We start from the raw sequence: 19597 nt of genomic DNA, 5'->3' as shown, positions 1-19597 counted from the left end.
AGGAGTAATGCAATGAAAAAAATTTTATTAGAAAGAACAAGTAAGTCATACTTGCCACAAATAGATGCCACTATTAAGTATTTTAACGGAAAAAATCTTGGTTTTCGTTTATTTGACTCCTACGAAATAAAAGATATCAAGCTAAATGAATTTGATTGTTTATGGAAATTTATGGGGATTGATACTTCTAGAAATATTGATATTCCTATAATCCATGAATATCCATCTCTTTCAACCGGAATTTTTCCAAAGCTAAAAAATAAACTGAAGAAATCAATTACATCAAAACCACATTTAAGGATTTTTTTAAATGAATATGTTAAGGAAGAAATGGGATTCAACGATCAGATAGAGTACGTCTATAGAGATGTTGGGGTTGATGATCAGTTTTTTCAATATAAAGAATCTGTAAAAAAATATGACTGTGTTTATGTTGGTTCAATTTCGAAAGCAAGAGGTATACCCCAATTACTTGACCAATTCAAATATAAATATAAAAATCTAAGCCTTCTCCTTGTTGGGACAGTCCCGGACGAAATATATAATCATTATTCTAACTGTGACAACATTACATTTACAGGAAATCTCCCTTATGAAGATGTACCGAAATATGCTTCTCAAGCTGTTTATGGCATTAATTATATGCCAAATAAATACCCCTATAATCTTCAAACCTCTACTAAATTACTTGAATATTTAGCGATGGACTTACAAGTAATTACGACAGATTATTTTTGGATCAATCATTTCATGAAAGAAAATCAATTGAATTTTATTAAAATTAATGAAAATCTAGATAACTTAGAAACTCTAATGAAAAGCCATGAAATCATTCCCAATCAATTTACTAAAATGGAAAAGTTTAAGTGGACAAATATTATTGAACAATCAGGACTAGAGGAGAAACTCTTAAAGCTGATCTAAACAAATTTAATATAGTTTAAAAGTCTCTTAGATGAATAAATTTAAACAAAAAAAAATCATCAGTAGGAAGAGATGTGAAAAATAAATGAATCGATCTTCAAAACGTATTTATCTTTCTCCACCTCATATGGGGGAAAAAGAACAACAATTTATTAAAGAAGCATTTGATCATAACTGGATTGCCCCAGTAGGACCGAATATTAATCTTTTTGAAAGAGAGCTAGCAGAATATGTTGGTTCCAAAGGGGCAGTTGCATTAAGTTCTGGAACTGCAGCCATACACTTAGCATTAAGATGTTTAGGTATAGGAAATGGGGATACTGTTTTTTGTTCTACCTTTACATTTGTTGCAAGTGCAAATCCAATAGTATATGAAGGGGCAGAACCTATCTTTATCGATTCAGACTTAGAGACCTGGAATATGTGTCCTCTTGCATTAGAGAGAGCTTTTATAGATGCGAAAAATTCAGGAAAATTTCCTAAAGCAGTTATTGTTGTTAATTTATATGGTCAGAGCGCTAATATGGATCCAATTGTTAAAATTTGTGAACATTACAATGTTCCGATAATAGAAGATGCAGCGGAATCTTTAGGAGCAACCTATAAGGGAAAGCCGAGCGGGACTATTGGTAAATTTGGAATTTATTCTTTTAATGGAAATAAAATTATTACTACTTCAAACGGGGGGATGTTAGTTTCAGACGATATTGAAGCACTAAACAAGGCCCGTCACTGGTCAACTCAAGCTAAGGATGCATTTAATTATTATCACCACACGGAAATTGGTTATAATTACCGCTTAAGTAATATATTAGCTGGAATCGGAAGAGGACAATTAATGGTATTGGATGATCGGATTAAAGTTCGTCGTAAAATTTTTAATAAATATTTTGATGAACTTTCAAATTTAGACGGTATTGAATTTTTGTTAGAAGCTCCATATGGAAACTCAAATCACTGGCTAACTGTCTTAACAATTGACCCAATTATAACTGGTACGTCTGCTGAGAAAGTGATCGATCTGTTAGAAGAACAAAATATCGAGGCCCGTCGAGTCTGGAAACCAATGCATTTACAACCTTTATACTCACATTGCAAATATTATCCGCATGAAAATAGTAGAAGTATATCTGATGTTTTATTTGCAAATGGTATTTGTCTTCCATCAGGATCTAACCTAACAATGGAAGAACAAGATCGAATTATACATTTTGTTAAGAAAGAAATATTATCAAAAGCTTAGAAAAAAATCAGCTAGAATTTATAGATTTAGTTATATTGATAGTAAAGCACCGGTTGAAATATCGCCTAACACCAATTAATATTTCGAAAATTTGTACACCAAAGTAGGGTGATTAGATGGATATAAAAGAAAAGGTTGTAAAGGAAATTGAAAGTTTTAATTGCGAATTTAATTATCGAATTGCAACGCTTGGAACAACAGCAAGGGAAGCTCAAGCATTTGCAGTTTTGCCTCGAAGAAAGGCGCTAGGTTATGAAGCGATAAACTTTTTGGTCATAAATCTTGAAAGTGCTGAAGAGTGTTTAAGGTTATTAGATGAAAAAGTAAGGTTTATATTAGTAGATATAGAATCAAAAAAAGATATTGATCTCATGGAAATTGCTAAAAGAGTTGTAAAAAAATCAGTGATTATTTCATATAAACCAAATGACACAACATTAGAAGCTGCTGATATGTTTTTAAGGCATTATTTTGATGAAGAGTTAAAGGATAAAAATTTCCTTGTATACGGAGCAGGAAACCTGGGGTCTAAGCTATCATTACGAATAGCAGAAAGAGGAGGCCAAGTTTTTTTGGATTCTCGAAATAAGCAAAAAACAATGGAAATCGTAAATGCATTAAATTATTTAATTCCTAAATATTCCAAGAATCGAATTAAAGTTATAGAAGATTATAGCCAATTACTAAATAAAATGGATGTAATCATTGCATTTACTTCCGCTACAAATGTGATTTCATCCACATTTTTACAATATATAAAGAAGAATGGATTAGCCTTAGATGGTGGTATAAATAATTTTACAACAGATTTTATTAAAGGTGCCATCGAACAAGAGATTAACTGTTATAGACTAGATGTAAGAGCTGCCTTTCCACATTCAGTATTATTTTTAAACGATTATATTCGTAATTTTTATCAAAATGTTCAAGGAGAAAAGATTATAAACAATGTTAGATTAGTAGCAGGTGGGATAATTGGCAATGAAGGTGATATTGTAGTGGATAGTATAAAGGAACCGAAACAAATCGTTGGAATTGCGAATGGTATAGGTGGATTAAAATTAGAAACGGAATATACCGAAAAAGAAAAATCTAATTATGAGCAGATAAAAAATATGATCAGTCATAAATAAAGATTATATTAAACAAAGAATGAATTTTTGGAAATATAGAATAAAAGGCTTCCCATTTATTAGTTGATAGTATGAATTGATTATCAACAAAATATAGGGGAAGTCTTTTATGTTTTTGCTTTTCTAAAAGATTGTTGTTTTTTTAAGCAAACAGTTGATAAAAAGTTGATTGGAGAGGAAGGTGCGAGACTCCTGTGGGAATAGCGGGACAGGTGAGACCCCGCAGGAGCGATAGAGACGAGGAGGCTCACCGCACACCCCACACCCCACGGAAAGCGAGCAACCTGGAGCGGAAATCAACTTAACACATTCTTAATTAGCAACAAAGTATTTGAAGACAGCTTAGTTTTTTATAAGGATTACAAGCGATATCAAAAAAAGAAAGTACCTAATTCATCGATAATAGGCACTTGATCATTTATTCTTTCGATTGTTGAACATCTACTTGATAAGTCGGTACGATTTGTTTAAGCAAATACTTAATTTCATGGATGGCTGCTTGTTTCTCTTTTTGATGAATTAATTGATCTAATTGATTTAGAAAAGATGATAGAGGAAGGTTTGACAGGTCAGCGGGTTTAGCTACAAAGATAAGTTGATGTTTTGAAGCCATGCTTCCTTCTTCAGAGGTGAGAAGTTCTTCATAAAGTTTTTCTCCTGGACGTATTCCTGTGTATTCAATCATAATATCTTTATCAGGTGTCAATCCGGAAAGGATAATTAAATTTCTTGCTAAGTCGGCAATTTTAACTGGTTTTCCCATATCTAAAATAAATATTTCTCCACCTTTAGCAAAGGCACCAGCTTGGATAACTAATTGTACTGCTTCTGGAATCGTCATAAAATATCGTGTCATTTCAGGATGTGTTACTGTAACGGGCCCACCTTCCTTGATCTGTTGTTTAAATAAAGGGATCACACTACCTCTACTTCCTAACACATTTCCAAATCTAACGGCCACAAAATTTGTGTTGCTTTTTAAGTTTAAGGATTGAATTATAAGCTCAGCAACTCGCTTTGTGACACCCATTACACTTGTTGGATTTACTGCTTTGTCTGTTGAAATAAAGACAAATTGTTCCGCTTGATATTTATGAGCACATTCAGCAACATTTTTCGTTCCAAATATATTATTTTTAATCGCTTCGGTTGGATTAAATTCCATCAAAGGAACATGCTTGTGAGCCGCGGCATGAAAAATAATATTTGGAGAATAGATCTCAAAAATGTTTTCGATTCTTTGACGATCTTGAATATCAGCAATTATTGCTTCAAATATTAAATGAGGAAATCTTTTTTTGAGTTCATTTTCAATCAAATATAAGCTATTTTCTCCATGACCTATTAATAATAATTTTTTTGGTTGAAAACTTGAAATCTGTCTACATATTTCAGAACCTATTGAACCTCCTGCGCCAGTCACGAGTACAGTTTTGTTTGTTACATATTCAGCGATACCATGTAAATCAAGTTCGATTGCAGGGCGATCAAGTAAATCTTCAATTTTGACTTCTCGGAGCATGTTAAGTGTAATTCTTCCATTAATAATGTCGTTTATGCGTGGAAGAATTCTTACTTCAACATTATTTTCATTACAAATATTTACGATTTTCGTTATTTCTGTTTTTTGAGCAGAAGGCATTGCGATAATAATCATTTCAATTGAATATTGTTTAACGATTGTATGGATATTATCTTTCGTACCGACAACTGGAATCCCTAGTATCATCATATTTAATTTATCAAGATCATCATCGATAAAAGCAATAGGGTTTAAAGGTGAATCGTTTGATTTTCTAATTTCATGTAATACTAATATTCCTGCGTTACCTGCACCTACAATTATCGTTCTTTTACCTTTATTATTTATTTTTTCTTTATTCTCTTGGAAAATAGGGACTAAAAGTCTTGAACAGAATACGCCAAAAACAATAATGATCCAAGAAAGAAGGGATGTCTGGTATGAGAAGTGAAACTCATATACTTTATTTAGAATGAAAGTAATAAAAAATAAGAAAATAAATGATAAGATTGAAACCTTTGTAAGTAGTTTATATGCTTCAATGCCACCGTATTTTATTTCGTGGTGATAAACCTTGAAATAAAAGAAGCAACCAATAATGCTAATTAAATAAATAACAAGAATAATTATGGCTTCCATCATATTCTGCCTTTGGTTAGTGAAAAGAAAGTAGGAGCCAATTACCGATAGAAAGATAATGATTGTATCTATCAGCATAAACAGGGTATACTTTCTATTTTTATGCATAATAATTCCCCCAATTTGTCTAACTATTACACTAAAATAAGTGTGAAATTAACTACATAAAAAAAGACACATCACTTTTCTTAGAAGAGATGTTTTTCTAATAAACATTTTTATTTAGTTTTTTATTAGTTAAAATCCTTAATATTAATGCTTTTACTCGCTCTTTTATCTTAGAATACTATATATATTTGTATATGAGACAGGGTGATATTTGGTGATGAATTCTATGTAAAATGGGATATTGGTGAGAGGGAATTTAGTGGAGCTTAAGTTAAAAAAATCGGAACTAAGTACAATTTTGTCTAGCTTAAATTCTTCATATTAATACATAAACTTTTAGCAAAATGTAAATAGTAATTATGTCCCTATAACAAAACAAAATGAGGTGGATAATATGTCAGTTTTAGATAATTGGGAACAATGGAAAGATTTTTTAGGTGAACGTTTAGAAGGTGCAGATGGAAAAGGATTAACAGGTAATGCTGTTAATGAAATGGCTTATCGTATTGGTGATTATTTAGCTAATGAAGTTGAGCCTAAAACACCAGAAGGAAAAATCCTAGCTGACCTTTGGAAAGTAGCAGATGAACAAGAACAACACACGATTGCTAATTTAATGTTAAAACATGTAAGAGGCATGCAATAATATTAAAGTTGGCAAACTAAAGTCAATTAAACAAAGCCCTTAGATTCTCGTAAATGAGATCCTAAGGGCTTTTGTATAATCTATTAGCGAATGTTTTTGATAATGATTTCAGGAATCATTAGATTTTTACGTGCTTTTGTATTTTCAAAAATAATATCAGCGATGTCTTCTGGATCCATCATTTTCGCTGTGCGTTCTTCTGGTAGAATACCATTCCAAAAATCAGTATTCATACCACCCATATATGCTGCAAATAGTTTGACCCCAGTGTCTTTCAATTCAACAACTAAGCTTTCCGTAAAGCCCCTTACACCGTACTTACTCGCACAATAAACAGACTCATTTGCCTTACCCACTAAACCTGCAGTAGAGATAACGTTTATGATTGTACCATTATTTTTTTTCTTCATATGTCCTAAAATTTCTTGTGTACAAAAAATGGTACCTTTAAGATTTATATCAATCATTTGATGAACTAGATCTTCTTCCAAATTTTCAACAAGATCAAACGCACCTGTTCCAGCATTGTTAATTAATATATCAATTGCACTTAATTCTGAAAGGATTGTTTGAAAAACAGTTGCGACGTGATTCTTTTTCGTGACATCTAATTCATAAATTGAGTAACTACTTATTAATTGAATAGCTACTTTTTCAAGCTTTTCTTTTGTTCTTCCTACTAAACAAACATGGTATCCCTGTTTAGAATATTTCTTTGCAAGAGATGCACCAAGTCCGCTTCCAGCTCCAGTAATGACAACAACTTTTTGATTCAAAATAGCATACAACCCTTCAAGTATTTTAAATTGAAATTTCCATAATTTACGTAGCTATTTTCTCGAAGAAGGGATGATAAGTCAAGTTTAGTGACTACTGACAGTTTTTTAAAACCATGAAAAGATGTGAAATCCAATGCGTTATTTCTCATCTTTTCATTATTGTGATAAAGAGGATTTATTTAAAATGAACACTTCTTTTTAATGGAACCATCATATGTTCTTTATTTGATAATAGTCTTGATGTGATGAAGAGAACAATAGTAGAAAGTAATAATATGCTGCTTAAAATTATAAATCCAAAAGATACATGATTTGAAGAAGAAAAATAAGTGAATAGGGTTAATAAAATGATCCGAATGCCTAAGCCTAAACCTCTAAAAATACTATCAACTCTTCCGATAATATTGTTTGGAATTTGATTCATCATAAAGGTATTTCTTGCGACTCTTGTTCCAGCATTTCCAAATGCTAATAAGAGTGTAAAAATAAGAAAAATAGGTAAAAGTTTAATCCAGATAATTAGTGAAATAAATAATGTATAGCAGGAAACTGTTATTAAAAGTGTCTTTTTATTTCCAAGTTTATTTGTTAGTAATGGGATAATAAAACCAGCAACTATAGCACCAATCCCATACACCATACTTTGTAAGCTATAAGATGATGAGTCAGTTTTTAATACTTGTGTCATATAAACTGGAAATAAATAATTGGATAACATTACCCCAATAAAAGGCATAAATGATGCAATTAAAAATAAAAATAGTGCTGGTTTCTTTTTTATATAAGTGTATCCTTGTGACATATTAAGAAAGAAACCACTGTTACCTTTTTCACGATTACTTTTTTGATATGAAATTTTGGTTAATAAAATAAAAGCAGCTAAATAAGTTAGTGCATCAACTAATAATATCCATTGAAATGCCCATTTACTTAAAATGATACTGGCAAGTGCACCAGCAATCATACTAGAAAGCTGGCCTTGAATTTCCATTGCACCATTTAAGGTTTTAAAATCATCTTGATCAAATAGTTCTTGATTGAAAGCAAAAATAGCTGGATAGAAGAATGAATAATAAAGACCAGCAATAAAAAATAATGTGATGTAGTGCCAAGTTGAATAACCATTTCCTAAAAATCCTATTATTGCAAAAAATCCTACTACTATAAAACTAACCAATTCACCAAGCATTAACACCTTTTTTCGAGAAACTTTGTCAATGATGGTGCCGATAAAAGGAGTAAGTAAAAAGCTAATAACTGTACTCAGTAAAGTTACAACACCAAATAGTGTATTACCTTTTGGTGTTGTAACTAGTAACCAAGGAATAGCAATCATTGTAATTCCTGAGCCAATTGAAGATAAAATATTCGCAGATAGAATCATGCGAAATCGGGAGTCTTTATAAATTGTTTTCATTACTCCCACGCTTCTTCTGCTAAAAGTTGTTTGCTTATTTTTGAATGAATTTTAAGTTCTCGAATCATTTCACTAATTGATAATGCCGAAGAATCAACAATTGATTTGTTTTTTGAATCAAAATTGGAAGGGTCTAATACTAATTGTTTTGGAAGAACATTTGCGTAAAGAGCTCTTGCAACAATCCTCATTTGATTTAATGGATTAACTCCACCTTTTCCTCCACCACAAACAGCAAGTAAGGAAACTGGTTTGTTTTTAAAGTATGAGCTATCTAAAAAATCAAGTGCATTTTTTAATGCGCCACTCATTCCCCCATGATAATCAGGACTAGTTAAAATTATTGCATCAGCATGTAATACAGATTGTTTTAAAGTAATAACTGATTGTAAATCATCTTGGGCATCTTCTCCATTAAAAACTGGAAGGTTTAATTCACTTAAGTCAATTAGATCAGTATCATAAGTTTTTGAAATATATTTCGCTAACTCCTTTGTACGACCATTTTTTCTTGGACTTCCATTAATCACTAATAATTTGTTCATCTTTGAACTCTCCTTAATTGTTTATATTTATATTATAAGTAGATTTAAAATGCTCAACCTCGGCCAAGTGGTAGAGAAGATCTACTCGATTAGTTGTAGGAAAAAATTAGAAAAACCTACAACTAAAGTAGTAGGTTTTTGAATTCGAGAATAATATCAACTTTTCCTTCCTAAATGAAGGTAATAGGAGAGAAAAACAAAACCAAAACCTATTATAGGTTTTGGTCACATACAAGTCCATGTTTAACAGCATAGAGAGCAGCTTGAGTTCGATCTTGTAATTGTAGCTTCATTAAAATATTTGAAACATGAGTTTTAACTGTCTTTTCAGTAATTTCTAAAGAGAAGGCTATTTCCTTATTACTTTTACCACATGCTATTTCTTTTAATACTTCTTTTTCCCGTTTTGTTAGTTCATCTAATAAATGCTTCGTTTTATCTTTTTTACCTGTTAAATGAGAAAGTAGTTGGGAAGTCACTTTTTCAGGAAATTGATGTTCACCATTCATTAGCTTTCGGACAGCAATAATTAAATCATCTGGATTACTGTCTTTTAATTGATATCCAGCTGCACCTACTTCTAAAGCTGGGATTACGTGATCTTGATCAGAAAAGCTTGTAAGTATCATGATTTTCATTTCAGGATTATTTTCTTTAATTCGCTTTGTTGCCTGTAAACCATCCAGGATAGGCATTGATAAATCCATTAAGATAATATCGGGCTGCAATTTGTTTGTGATTTCTACTGCCTCTTGACCATTTTTTGCTTCCCCGATAACTTCCATATCTTCTTGTGTATTGATAAACAACGTTAGTCCTTTTCTGACAATATGATGGTCATCTGCAATTACAATTTTTATTGTCATTTTTTCCTCCCTATAATGGTATCTTGACTTCTATTTTTGTTCCTTTTCCTATTTTACTTTTAATGGAAAAAGTGCCAGATACCTTTTCTGTTCGTTCTTTCATATTTTTTAAGCCAAGTGATGGTAGTTCCTTTTTTACTGAACTATTAAATCCTGTTCCATAGTCAATAATCACCATTTTTACATTGTTATCTTTAATGGTGAGTTGTAAAATGACATTTTGCTGATTTGAATGTTTTTTACAATTATTAAATGCTTCCTGACCAATTCTCCATAATGCTTCTTCAATTGTAGAAGGAAGGGAAGAAATGCCATTGCATTCAATTTGAACAGTCAGTCCAATCATTTCACCGTAGTTTTTTAATGCACTTAGAATTCCATTTTCAAGCCCTTTTGGATGAAGTTGCCAAATTAGGGCTTTCATTTCGGCTTGAGCATTTTGAGCAATCTCATGTATTTGAGAGAAGGTGTCCTTAATCGCAACTTCTTTTGACATCGTCATACCAGCTTTTGCAGAAAGACTAACAGAAAATAGTAACTGACTAACAGAATCATGAAGGTCTTTCGCAAGTCGATTTCGTTCTTCAATTAATTTAATTTCTTGTTCCTTTTGAGTTAGAAGAATTCTTTTAATGGCAGTACCGATTTGAAGAGCTACTGAACTTAGTAAATCCAATTCTTCTTGTTCGAAATGGGTTTTATGAGGTGAAGCTACATTTAGTAATCCAAATTGTTCTTCTCCGGCAAACAATGGGACAGTCGCATGATGAGTAAGATCCCATGTTTCTCCCCAATTTTGAAGGATCGAATCCTCTAGTCTTTTACATTCCATTATATTAGATGCTTTTTGTAACCTTCCACCTATAAACTTGTCAACACACCAACAATCACCTGTACACATTGGCTTAAATTCTTCATTTAATAATGCAGGTGGTAGATGGTTTGAAGCAAGTAATTCATAATTACCATTTTTATCTATGAAAAAAATCCACCCAGTCCCTAGTCCTGTTACTTGAAGTAATTTAGCTAATGCATCATTTAACATCATTTTTAAATCAGTTCCATGATTTAATATCTCAGCAATTTCTTTTAAAATTTTCAACTCAGAAAGAAACGTTTGTTTATCCATAAGTTTCTCCTTTAATTTTTAATTCTGTATTTATAATATACTAAATTATTTTAATTTAAGGAAAAAAGATTTTGTTAAAGCGGTTATCGTAAACGTTGTAGCTATTTTAGAATGCGATAAGTTAATTGGAACGTAAGGTTGCCCGCTTTCCGTGGGGCTGGCGGTGAGCCTCCTCGTCGCTATCGCTCCTGCGGGGTCTCACCTGTCACACTTCTCCCACAGGAGTCTCGCACCTTCTGTTCCAATTAACTTCATTATCAATTGTTCAGACTAACTTAAAATCATTATTTAGAATAAAACGTGAAATATAGTGACTACATAAATCTCTACACCCTACACATACTAAAAAAAACATCATATGGTTATTAGCTTAAAAGAGGGTGTAAATAAAGTGAATGATTGGATAAAAAATGAATGGGTCCATCTATTTAAAGATACAAAATTGCTTATTAGTATAATTGTTATATTATTTGTACCTACTTTATATAGCGGAACGTATTTATGGGCAAATTGGGATCCTTATGGGAAATTAGAGAGATTGCCGGTAGCTGTAGTGAATGAAGATAAACCTGTTACATATAAAGGAACAAATTACGCAATAGGAAATGACTTAGTGAGTGAATTAAAAAAAGATAAAAGTTTTAAATGGCAATTTGTAAATAAAAAGAAAGCGGATAAGGGAATCGAAAATAATAAATATTACTTTGGAATCTATATTCCGTCTGATTTTTCAAAGAATGCTACGACCTTGTCGAGTGCGAATCCAAAACCACTTGAGCTTGATTATAAAGTAAATGTTGGAAGTAACTTTATTGCCTCTCAAATAGGTAGATCTGGTGTTGATAAAATTCGAACAAAACTTTCTCAAAACTTAAGTAAAAATTATGCACAAGTATTTATGGGAAATCTTTTGACAATTGGTAAGGATCTTAAAAGTGCCAGCCAAGGTTCTAATGAAATTACAACAGGGTTATCAAAGCTTTCAACTGGGACGCAAGACATGATTAGTGGAATGCAAAAACAAAGTGCTCCAATTAGTCAATTAGCTGATGGAACAAAAAAATTAAGTGATGCTGCTTCACAGTTATCGAAAGGGGCAGATCAACTATCTACAGGGATGACGCAAGTTGATAGTGGATTAAATACACTAAGCAACACTCTTTATTCTTTAAATTATAGTTCGAATCAATTAATTTCTGGGGTGAATCCACTTTCTTATGGATCGAAACAATTAGATCAATCGATTATGGGGTTAGAAAAAAATCATCCCGAGTTAATGAAAGATCCATCAATTCAACAAATAAATACGATTAGTAAAAATTTGATTGGAGGACTAAGTGAAGTAAACTCGAATTTAACAAAGTTTAATGAGGGACTAACGAAAACTGCACAAAGCTCTAAGACATTAAATCAAGGAACACATACTGTTACGACAAAATTAAAAGATATTTCGAACGGAGCAAAAGTGATAGCCTCATCACAAAACCAAATTACGAAAGGTACCGGCGATATAAGCAAAGGATGGACTAGCGTTATTAGTAATTTAACAAATTTAAAAAAAGGGGAAGACAAGTTACAAGCTGGAAGTAAGCAATTAACAGATAAATTGGCGAGTGGTGCGAAGGAAATAGATGCGATCAAAGCAGGGCAACCCACTTATGAAATGATTTCTAACCCTGTACGGTTGAAGGAAAAAATGGTAAATAAAGTTCCAAATTATGGAACAGGGTTAGCGCCATATTTTCTTTCATTAAGCTTTTTTGTGGGGGCATTATTACTTTCTACAGTTTTTCCATTACGGACTACTTACGAAAGTCCTCCATCTGGGATAGCATGGTTCCTTTCAAAATTTCTTATCTTAATGATGATTTCTCTAGGTCACAGCATCATAACGAATTTATTTTTAATCTATCTTGTAGGATTAGATCCGATTAGCAAAGGCTATTTGTACATTTTTTCTTTTTTTACAAGTTTAATCTTTATGTCAATCATTCAATTTCTCATAACAATTGGGGATAATGCAGGAAGGTTTATAGCGGTTATTCTACTTGTAATACAATTAACAGCAAGTTCAGGTACATTTCCATATGAGCTGTCTCCAAATTTTTTACAAAAACTACATGCCTTGTTACCAATGACTTATTCAGTACAAGGTTTTCGAACCATCATCTCAACTGGAAATTACAATATACTTTTACACGATATTTTAATCTTGACCATCTATTTAGTTTTATCAATTATGTTAACAATTCTTGTTATAAATGTAGGTGTTAAAAAACGAACAAGTTTAGAAAAAGCTTAATAATTCAATCAAATATTTGACATGGTAAATAACGAGTTTTAGACTAAAGTATGTATATTTACTTTTTATGGTAAAGTCATTCAAGTTAAATTTTAAAATTAGACTAGCCTATGCTAGTCCTTTTTCTATGTCTAATAAAAGGGGAATGTAAGATATGAAAGATCAAATAGAAATGCTGTTTCATCAATGCTTAGAAAACGCTTCTAATGAAGAACAAATTGTTTTGTATCAATTACTAAATGGGGTATTAAGAAAAAAACAAAATAGTCATCGAACGTATATATCAGAATTATTGCAAATGGATATAGAAGTAAATGAGGATGAATGTACTGTTAAGATTCCAATCAATAAGCTAACAGAAAATATATTACATATTGTTCATGGCGGTATTACGGCGACTACTATTGATACTGCAATGGGACTTTTAGCAAATGAGGTAGTTCCAGAAGGCTATGGTGCGGTTACTTCAAATTTAAACATTCACTATATAGGTCCTGGAGTAGGAGAATCATTAAAAGCATCTGCTAAAATTATTCATAAAGGAAGTAAAACCTTAGTGGTCGAGGGAGAAGTGCATCGAGATGATGGGAAAAAGATTGCCCACTGTACTGGATCCTTTTTTGTTGTGAAAAAATAAAATAGACTAGACTATTTTAACAAAAAAGACTAGGTGAAATGGAAATAAGTTAATAGTTGTTTTAAAACTTATTTGATTTGTGTAAAAAAGCCTCTATTTCGTAAATAGTTTTGTTTACGAAATAGAGGCTTTTTGAATTGTAACTTTAATAAACTACTTTATATGACAGATTTGCAAATTTATCTATTGGAATTATTTTTGCAAATACTAAATAAATTCTAATTGTAGCTTAGCAATCTTAACTTGTTAAAAATTAACAATCAAAACTAATTTCAGGTAATTTAGGAACTTGTTGTGTTGCACCAGTATTAAGTTTAATTTGTTGTGTTTGTAATACTTTAACAGTAAGGTCAAGAACAATTTTTTCTCTTAATGTGCTAAATGTCCCTTCAGGACTTGCCATAACTGGTGAAAAGTCAAGTTCAAAGAAGTTAGCAGCTACTAACTCACCAAATGGTTGTTCGTTGTATTTAACTAGATTTTGGAAGAAGAATTTATCTAAGCGAGGGACAATTTGATTTTTTTCATTAAGAAAATTAGCTGTATTAGTTTGACCAAACGCAAGTTTAGGACGAGTTAAAAATGTTGTTAGATCAGCAAATCCGTTAAATGCAACATCAGCGATTCGATCTTGAAGAGGAGCATTACAACTATTTGATGCATATTCAATATTTTTGCGAATAAATCCAGATACAAATAATTTAGCTCTATTAACCTCAAAGAAATCTGTTCCATCAATACGTGTAAATGAAACAGGTACAAGCTTTACTTGTTCTAAAAATACATTCTTTACGACCCTTTTAATTTCAGTTGCTGGAGGACTTAGCGTAATATCGGATTCAACTACAATTTGAAGCGTAGGTTCCGCCAATACCACTGGAACTTTTATTGTTGGTGTAACTGGTACAGAAACTATTGCTGTTTCTGATACATTTAAAGGAATTTGTTCAGTTGATGTTACTGGACAAGCAGGTGTAACAGGTGTAGCTGAACAAGAAGGTGTAACTGGTTGGTTTTGATCACTCATTAATCAAACATCTCCTTAATATTACTTGAGTTTTTTTAAACTCTACTTTACTACGATATGCGATTTTTAATGAATGGCTTAGACATATATAATAGTTATTTTCCCCTAACTTTATAGCACACGGAGTAGGAGAATCATTAAAAGCAACAGCACATAACATTCACAAAGGAAGTAAAACATTAGTGGTTGAGGGAGAAGTACATCGAGATGATGGGAAAAAATTGCCCATTGTACAGGATCATTTTTTGTTGTGAAAAAATTAGACTAGACTATTTTAACAAGAAAGACTAGATGAAATGGAAATAAGTTAATAGTTGTTTTAAAACTTAATTGATTTGTGTAAAAAATTACCTCTATCTCGTAAAAAGTTTTGTTTACGAAATAGAGGCTTTGTGAAATGCTAAGTTACAATTCAAAAGTTATTTGAATTGTAACTTTAATAAACTACTTTATAAGAATTATTTACAAATTTATCTAATTCAATTATTTTGCAAATACTGAATACATCCTAATTAGTAGTTTAGCATTATTAACTTGTTATAAATTATCAGTCTCCGATAATTATTTCAGGTAATATAGGAACTTGTTGTGTTGCACCAGTATTAATTTTAATTTGTTGAGTTTGTAATACTTTAACAGTAAGATCAAGAACGATTTTTTCTCTTAATGTGCTAAATGGCCCTTCAGGACTTGCCATAACTGGTGAAAAATCAAGTTCAAAGAAGTTAGCAGCAACTAACTCACCAAATGGTTGTTCGTTGTATTTAACTAGATTTTGGAAGAAGAATTTATCTAAGCGAGGGACAATTTGATTTTTTTCATTAAGAAAATTAGCTGAATTAGTTTGACCAAACGCAAGTTTAGGACGAGTTAAAAAGGTTGTAAGATCAGCAAATCCGTTAAATGGAACATCAGCGATTCGATCTTGAAGTGGAGCATTACAACTATTTGATGCATATTCAATATTTTTGCGAATAAATCCAGATACAAATAATTTAGCTCTATTCACTTCAAAGAAATCTGTTCCATCAATACGTGTAAATGAAACAGGTACAAGCTTTACTTGTTCTAAAAATACATTCTTTACGACCCTTTTAATTTCAGTTGCTGGAGGATTTAGCGTAATATCGGATTCAACTACAATTTGAAGCGTTGGCTCTGCCAATACAACTGGAACTTTAATTGTTGGTGTAACTGGTACAGAAAATATTGCTGTTTGTGATACATTTAAAGGAATTTGTTCAGTTGATGTTACTGGACAAGCAGGTGAAACTGGTTGATTTTGATTACTCATTAATCAAACATCTCCTTAATATTATTTGAGTTTTAATAAACTCTACTTTACTACGATATGCTAGGTTTACTGAATGGCATAGACATGTATAGTAGTTAATTTCCTCATTTTTATATTAAAGAGATTTTATTTTGAAATATTATTATTGACTTTCATTATTCTCTATTTTTATAACCAATTCGAATTGGTTGGATTTGAAGAAGTTGTACAACTAATTCAACGACAATATTTTGACATAGAGTTTTTACAGAATTTTTTTGATTATTTATGTTGTTACCATTAACGCATTCAATAGTTTGTTGTACGAATCCTTCAATAAATAGGTTTCCTTTTACTACTTTACTGATACCACTAATTTTCGGTTCTGAAAATTTTGTAGGCACGAGTTTACCATCCGTTAGAAATAGTTCTTTCGATATTTCTTTTATTCTTACAATCTCTTCATCAAATTGTAATTCTTCTTCAGTACATATTTCTATTTTATATTCTCCTACAACAACAGGAATTTTAACATACAAAGAATCATTAATTGTATTTTCATTATTAATTTGTTCATTTTTTCTCAAAGAATGTGATTCATGCAAAGTAGTTACATTTACTAAATGAGAATTGTTTTGAGTATTTTTACTTGGAAACTGAATCTTTTCCGTAAAAAGTGTACTTTCGCTAATTGTAGAACTAATTAGACTACAATATGGATGCTCAAAATAATGAGATGTAGTAATAAATAATTGAGGAGATTGGTTATTACTACTAGAAAATTCAAAGTTATTTTGGGTTTTACCCCCAAATAGAGGGGAATGAAGAAAATCATTGATTTTAACATTGACTGAAAATGGAATTTTTACTTCTTTTAAAAAGATATTTCCATATTTCGAAAAATCGTTTTGATTCTTAGTAGGATTCGTTTCAATAATATTATTTTTTTTTGACTCTATTTTTGGTATTCCATTATTAAAAGGTTTCATTTCCACCGAAAAAGGATCGGTATGATGAAATGGCTTCATTTTTACCAAAAATCGATCACTATTATTATACGTTGCTATTTCTTCAACGATATTAGTTTGATTTGGATTGGTGTTAGTCTGATAGATATTCATATTGTCAGTTTGTGTGGTTTTTTGATCCTCATTTTTATGATTGGATTTCACATAATTAACTGAATCAAAGGAAATAAAAACTGGGTTTTTAACTTTTTCATTTTCAGATTGAAATTCTAGTTTATGACTAGGGGGCACTTCTGAATTAGATAGAATGGTTTCATTATTTAATTTCTCATCTTGATTTCCAGAATGAGATTCCGCAGAATTATTGGGAATATCTAGATCATTAACTTTTTCATCATTATTGATGGTATTGAGATCATGAGAAGAAGTAACATCAATTTGAATATTTTTATGTTCTTTATTATATTCATCATTTTGTGACCTAAGGGTAGAATCCTCAGTGTTAGATGGAATATTTATTTCAGTACTGTTTTCTTTAGTTTTGACAGTTGTGAATTCGTGAGAGTTAGAAGTAGTATCAGTATGATTACGTTTAGACTTTTTATCATAATTATCCAATAGCGACCTAACCTGAGTATCTTCAGAAATGGCTGGAATATTTTGCTCACTAACCTTTTCATCAAAATTGACGCTTTTAAGTTCATCTGACTTAGAATTAGGATCAGTATGAATATGTCTAGATTCATTAATATATTTTTCATATAGTGACCTAACCTGAGTGTCATTAGGAATGGCTGGAATATTTTGCTCACTAATTTTATCTTCAGGTTGGAATGTTTTGAGTTCATGAAAGTGAGAAGTAGTTTCTGTATAAGTATAGTAAGGGTTTTTATGGTAATCATTAATTTGTGGCCTATCTTGAGTTGCCTTAGAAAAGTCTTGAATAGCTAGCCCGTTAAATGGTTTTCCGGCTCTTATCAATTGAATCTCATCAGTAAAGTTAGAAGCAGGATCTGAATCATTAATATTGGTTTTCTCTTTTACTTTATTAATTTGTGATTTGATTGAAGTCTTCTCAGGGTTGAACTGGTTATCTTGATTGGTTTCGATTTCAACGTCATTGATAGTTTGTATCTCATCAGAAATGTTAGAAGAATGTTCTGACTTGTTAAAATTGATTTCATCATTTAATTTATCAGTTTGAGGGATTGTATGAGTCTTCTCAGGGTTGAATTGGTTATCTTGATCGGTTTCGATTTCAACGTCATTGACAGTTTGAATCTCCTCAGTAATGTTAGAAGAATATTCTGACTTGTTAAAATTGATTTCATCATTTAATTTATCAGTATGAGGAATTGTGTGAATCTTCTCTGGGTCGAACTTGATATCTTGATCAGTTTCGATTTCAACGTCATTGACAGTTTGAATCTCCTCATTAATGTTAGAAGGATGTTCTGACTTGTTAAAATTGATTTCATCATTTAATTTATCAGTTTGAGGGATTGTGAGAGTCTTCTCTGGGTCGAACTTGATATCTTGATCAGTTTCGATTTCAACGTCATTGACAGTTTGAATCTCCTCAGTAATGTTAGAAGAATATTCTAGCTTGTTAAAATTGATTTCATCATTTAATTTATTAGTTTGAAGAATTGTGGGAGTCTTATCTGGATTGAACTGATTATCTTGATCAGTATTTATTCCAGCAGCTCTAACTGTTTTCAGCTCATGCGAAAAGTTAGAAATAGGTTCTACATTTATACTTTTAGCCTCGTTATTGTTTGTATCAATTTGTAAGACAAGTGGAGACTGTAAACTTTCTGAGTAAGGTTCCACTTTATCCTCAATGAGATTTGATTCAGTTAATTTATTGTTTGCAGCTTTTTCATCGTCGATGGTCATTTCGGTAGAATTTTTAGCTTTAAAATCACTTTTATTTTTTTCTGAATTATTTTTTATTAAATCTTCGTCATCTCCTAGATTCTCTTTATCTTTTAAAAAAAACTGGGACTTAATTGTTTCAAAATCATTCTGATTACTTTCAGAATCAAAAACAGAATGATTATGATGATAATCCACTTCATTATAGGATTTTCCCCCTCCATTTGCTACGTCTTTTTTATGGCCAGTATCTTCAGGAGAACTTCCAGTAGGATTCATTTCATTTTTAAATAGATTCATCAAATAACACATTTTAATGATTAAGTCTTTTTCATATGAATTAATTGGATTTCCTTTATTCGCACGAATAGAATCATTATTCGATAGATCATTAGTGTTTTGAATTTTATCCGTTTCATTCATTTGTTGTAAACTTGAATTATTCGATTTTTTCTTCACTCCTGAAGATTTAAATGTGTTCATTTGTTTAGAAATGACATGCTGCATTTTCTGGTTATTAATCCAGGGAGTATTCATATATTTCACTCCTAAATCATACTA

At 31.2% G+C, this 19597-nt stretch carries 15 protein-coding genes; 6 read left to right on the top strand and 9 right to left on the bottom strand.

Annotated elements, in window-relative coordinates:
• The first annotated feature begins 12 nt into the window (after window positions 1-12).
• The 3 genes from J5Y03_RS04630 to J5Y03_RS04620 all read left to right on the top strand — a co-directional run bounded on the left by J5Y03_RS04630 (window position 13) and on the right by J5Y03_RS04620 (window position 3300).
• Entirely contained in the window at window positions 13-924 is a 912-nt protein-coding gene (locus J5Y03_RS04630; protein WP_209402999.1) for a glycosyltransferase, read from the top strand.
• Window positions 925-1009: 85 nt separating this feature from the next.
• Window positions 1010-2167 (top strand): DegT/DnrJ/EryC1/StrS family aminotransferase, encoded by a 1158-nt coding sequence (locus tag J5Y03_RS04625; protein ID WP_209402997.1) that lies wholly within the window; start codon window positions 1010-1012, stop codon window positions 2165-2167.
• A gap of 116 nt (window positions 2168-2283) precedes the next feature.
• The gene (locus J5Y03_RS04620; protein ID WP_209402995.1) at window positions 2284-3300 is read left to right on the top strand and encodes an NAD(P)-binding domain-containing protein; all 1017 of its coding nucleotides are present in this window, start codon (window positions 2284-2286) and stop codon (window positions 3298-3300) included.
• Between the two features lie 418 nt (window positions 3301-3718).
• Here the strand turns inward: J5Y03_RS04620 and J5Y03_RS04615 are convergent, their stop codons facing one another.
• On the bottom strand, window positions 3719-5569 hold the full coding sequence (locus tag J5Y03_RS04615; protein WP_209402993.1) for a polysaccharide biosynthesis protein: 1851 nt from the start codon (window positions 5567-5569) through the stop codon (window positions 3719-3721).
• Window positions 5570-5963: 394 nt separating this feature from the next.
• Here J5Y03_RS04615 and J5Y03_RS04610 point away from each other — a divergent pair, with 394 nt between their 5' ends.
• On the top strand, window positions 5964-6215 hold the full coding sequence (locus tag J5Y03_RS04610) for a DUF3243 domain-containing protein (RefSeq protein WP_209402991.1): 252 nt from the start codon (window positions 5964-5966) through the stop codon (window positions 6213-6215).
• 83 nt (window positions 6216-6298) lie between these two features.
• Here J5Y03_RS04610 and J5Y03_RS04605 read toward each other — a convergent pair whose 3' ends face one another.
• The 5 genes from J5Y03_RS04605 to J5Y03_RS04585 all read right to left on the bottom strand — a co-directional run bounded on the left by J5Y03_RS04605 (window position 6299) and on the right by J5Y03_RS04585 (window position 10951).
• A complete protein-coding gene (locus tag J5Y03_RS04605; RefSeq protein ID WP_209402989.1) occupies window positions 6299-6991 on the bottom strand; it encodes an SDR family oxidoreductase in 693 nt (230 codons plus the stop codon).
• Between the two features lie 178 nt (window positions 6992-7169).
• Complete coding sequence (locus J5Y03_RS04600) at window positions 7170-8411, bottom strand: MFS transporter (RefSeq protein ID WP_209402987.1); 1242 nt, start codon at window positions 8409-8411, stop codon at window positions 7170-7172.
• Complete coding sequence (locus J5Y03_RS04595; protein WP_209402985.1) at window positions 8411-8956, bottom strand: NADPH-dependent FMN reductase; 546 nt, start codon at window positions 8954-8956, stop codon at window positions 8411-8413. The genes J5Y03_RS04600 and J5Y03_RS04595 overlap by 1 nt, the downstream gene beginning before the upstream one ends.
• Before the next feature lie 212 nt (window positions 8957-9168).
• On the bottom strand, window positions 9169-9822 hold the full coding sequence (locus J5Y03_RS04590; protein ID WP_245208736.1) for a response regulator: 654 nt from the start codon (window positions 9820-9822) through the stop codon (window positions 9169-9171).
• 10 nt (window positions 9823-9832) lie between these two features.
• On the bottom strand, window positions 9833-10951 hold the full coding sequence (locus tag J5Y03_RS04585; RefSeq protein ID WP_209402983.1) for a GAF domain-containing sensor histidine kinase: 1119 nt from the start codon (window positions 10949-10951) through the stop codon (window positions 9833-9835).
• Window positions 10952-11342: 391 nt separating this feature from the next.
• On the opposite strand from J5Y03_RS04585, the gene J5Y03_RS04580 reads away from it, so the two are divergent.
• The gene (locus J5Y03_RS04580) at window positions 11343-13253 is read left to right on the top strand and encodes a YhgE/Pip family protein (RefSeq protein ID WP_209402981.1); all 1911 of its coding nucleotides are present in this window, start codon (window positions 11343-11345) and stop codon (window positions 13251-13253) included.
• Between the two features lie 154 nt (window positions 13254-13407).
• Window positions 13408-13890, top strand: coding sequence for a PaaI family thioesterase (locus tag J5Y03_RS04575; RefSeq protein ID WP_209402979.1), 483 nt, complete (start codon window positions 13408-13410; stop codon window positions 13888-13890).
• A gap of 253 nt (window positions 13891-14143) precedes the next feature.
• On the opposite strand, the gene J5Y03_RS04570 is transcribed toward J5Y03_RS04575, so the two are convergent.
• The 3 genes from J5Y03_RS04570 to J5Y03_RS04560 all read right to left on the bottom strand — a co-directional run bounded on the left by J5Y03_RS04570 (window position 14144) and on the right by J5Y03_RS04560 (window position 19573).
• Window positions 14144-14917, bottom strand: a complete 774-nt coding sequence (locus J5Y03_RS04570) for a CsxC family protein (protein WP_209402977.1) — start codon at window positions 14915-14917, stop codon at window positions 14144-14146.
• A gap of 547 nt (window positions 14918-15464) precedes the next feature.
• Window positions 15465-16211 carry a CsxC family protein gene (locus J5Y03_RS04565; RefSeq protein WP_209402975.1) on the bottom strand — a complete coding sequence of 249 codons (747 nt, stop codon included), beginning with the start codon at window positions 16209-16211 and terminating at the stop codon, window positions 15465-15467.
• Window positions 16212-16366: 155 nt separating this feature from the next.
• A complete protein-coding gene (locus J5Y03_RS04560; protein WP_209402973.1) occupies window positions 16367-19573 on the bottom strand; it encodes a BC_2427 family protein in 3207 nt (1068 codons plus the stop codon).
• Between the last annotated feature and the right edge of the window lie 24 nt (window positions 19574-19597).

Origin of the sequence: Gottfriedia endophytica (genome assembly GCF_017814275.1) — a bacterium.
Classification (GTDB): domain Bacteria; phylum Bacillota; class Bacilli; order Bacillales; family Bacillaceae_G; genus Gottfriedia; species Gottfriedia endophytica.
This window is presented reverse-complemented; position numbering and strand designations above follow the sequence as displayed.

Coding starts and splice junctions, on each gene's coding strand:
- J5Y03_RS04560 (WP_209402973.1), bottom strand. CDS start 19,573: ATGAATACTCCCTGGATTAATAACCAGAAAATGCAGCATGTCATTTCT.
- J5Y03_RS04585 (WP_209402983.1), bottom strand. CDS start 10,951: ATGGATAAACAAACGTTTCTTTCTGAGTTGAAAATTTTAAAAGAAATT.
- J5Y03_RS04570 (WP_209402977.1), bottom strand. CDS start 14,917: ATGAGTGATCAAAACCAACCAGTTACACCTTCTTGTTCAGCTACACCT.
- J5Y03_RS04590 (WP_245208736.1), bottom strand. CDS start 9,822: ATGACAATAAAAATTGTAATTGCAGATGACCATCATATTGTCAGAAAA.
- J5Y03_RS04620 (WP_209402995.1), top strand. CDS start 2,284: ATGGATATAAAAGAAAAGGTTGTAAAGGAAATTGAAAGTTTTAATTGC.
- J5Y03_RS04610 (WP_209402991.1), top strand. CDS start 5,964: ATGTCAGTTTTAGATAATTGGGAACAATGGAAAGATTTTTTAGGTGAA.
- J5Y03_RS04575 (WP_209402979.1), top strand. CDS start 13,408: ATGAAAGATCAAATAGAAATGCTGTTTCATCAATGCTTAGAAAACGCT.
- J5Y03_RS04600 (WP_209402987.1), bottom strand. CDS start 8,411: ATGAAAACAATTTATAAAGACTCCCGATTTCGCATGATTCTATCTGCG.
- J5Y03_RS04625 (WP_209402997.1), top strand. CDS start 1,010: ATGAATCGATCTTCAAAACGTATTTATCTTTCTCCACCTCATATGGGG.
- J5Y03_RS04595 (WP_209402985.1), bottom strand. CDS start 8,956: ATGAACAAATTATTAGTGATTAATGGAAGTCCAAGAAAAAATGGTCGT.
- J5Y03_RS04615 (WP_209402993.1), bottom strand. CDS start 5,569: ATGCATAAAAATAGAAAGTATACCCTGTTTATGCTGATAGATACAATC.
- J5Y03_RS04630 (WP_209402999.1), top strand. CDS start 13: ATGAAAAAAATTTTATTAGAAAGAACAAGTAAGTCATACTTGCCACAA.
- J5Y03_RS04565 (WP_209402975.1), bottom strand. CDS start 16,211: ATGAGTAATCAAAATCAACCAGTTTCACCTGCTTGTCCAGTAACATCA.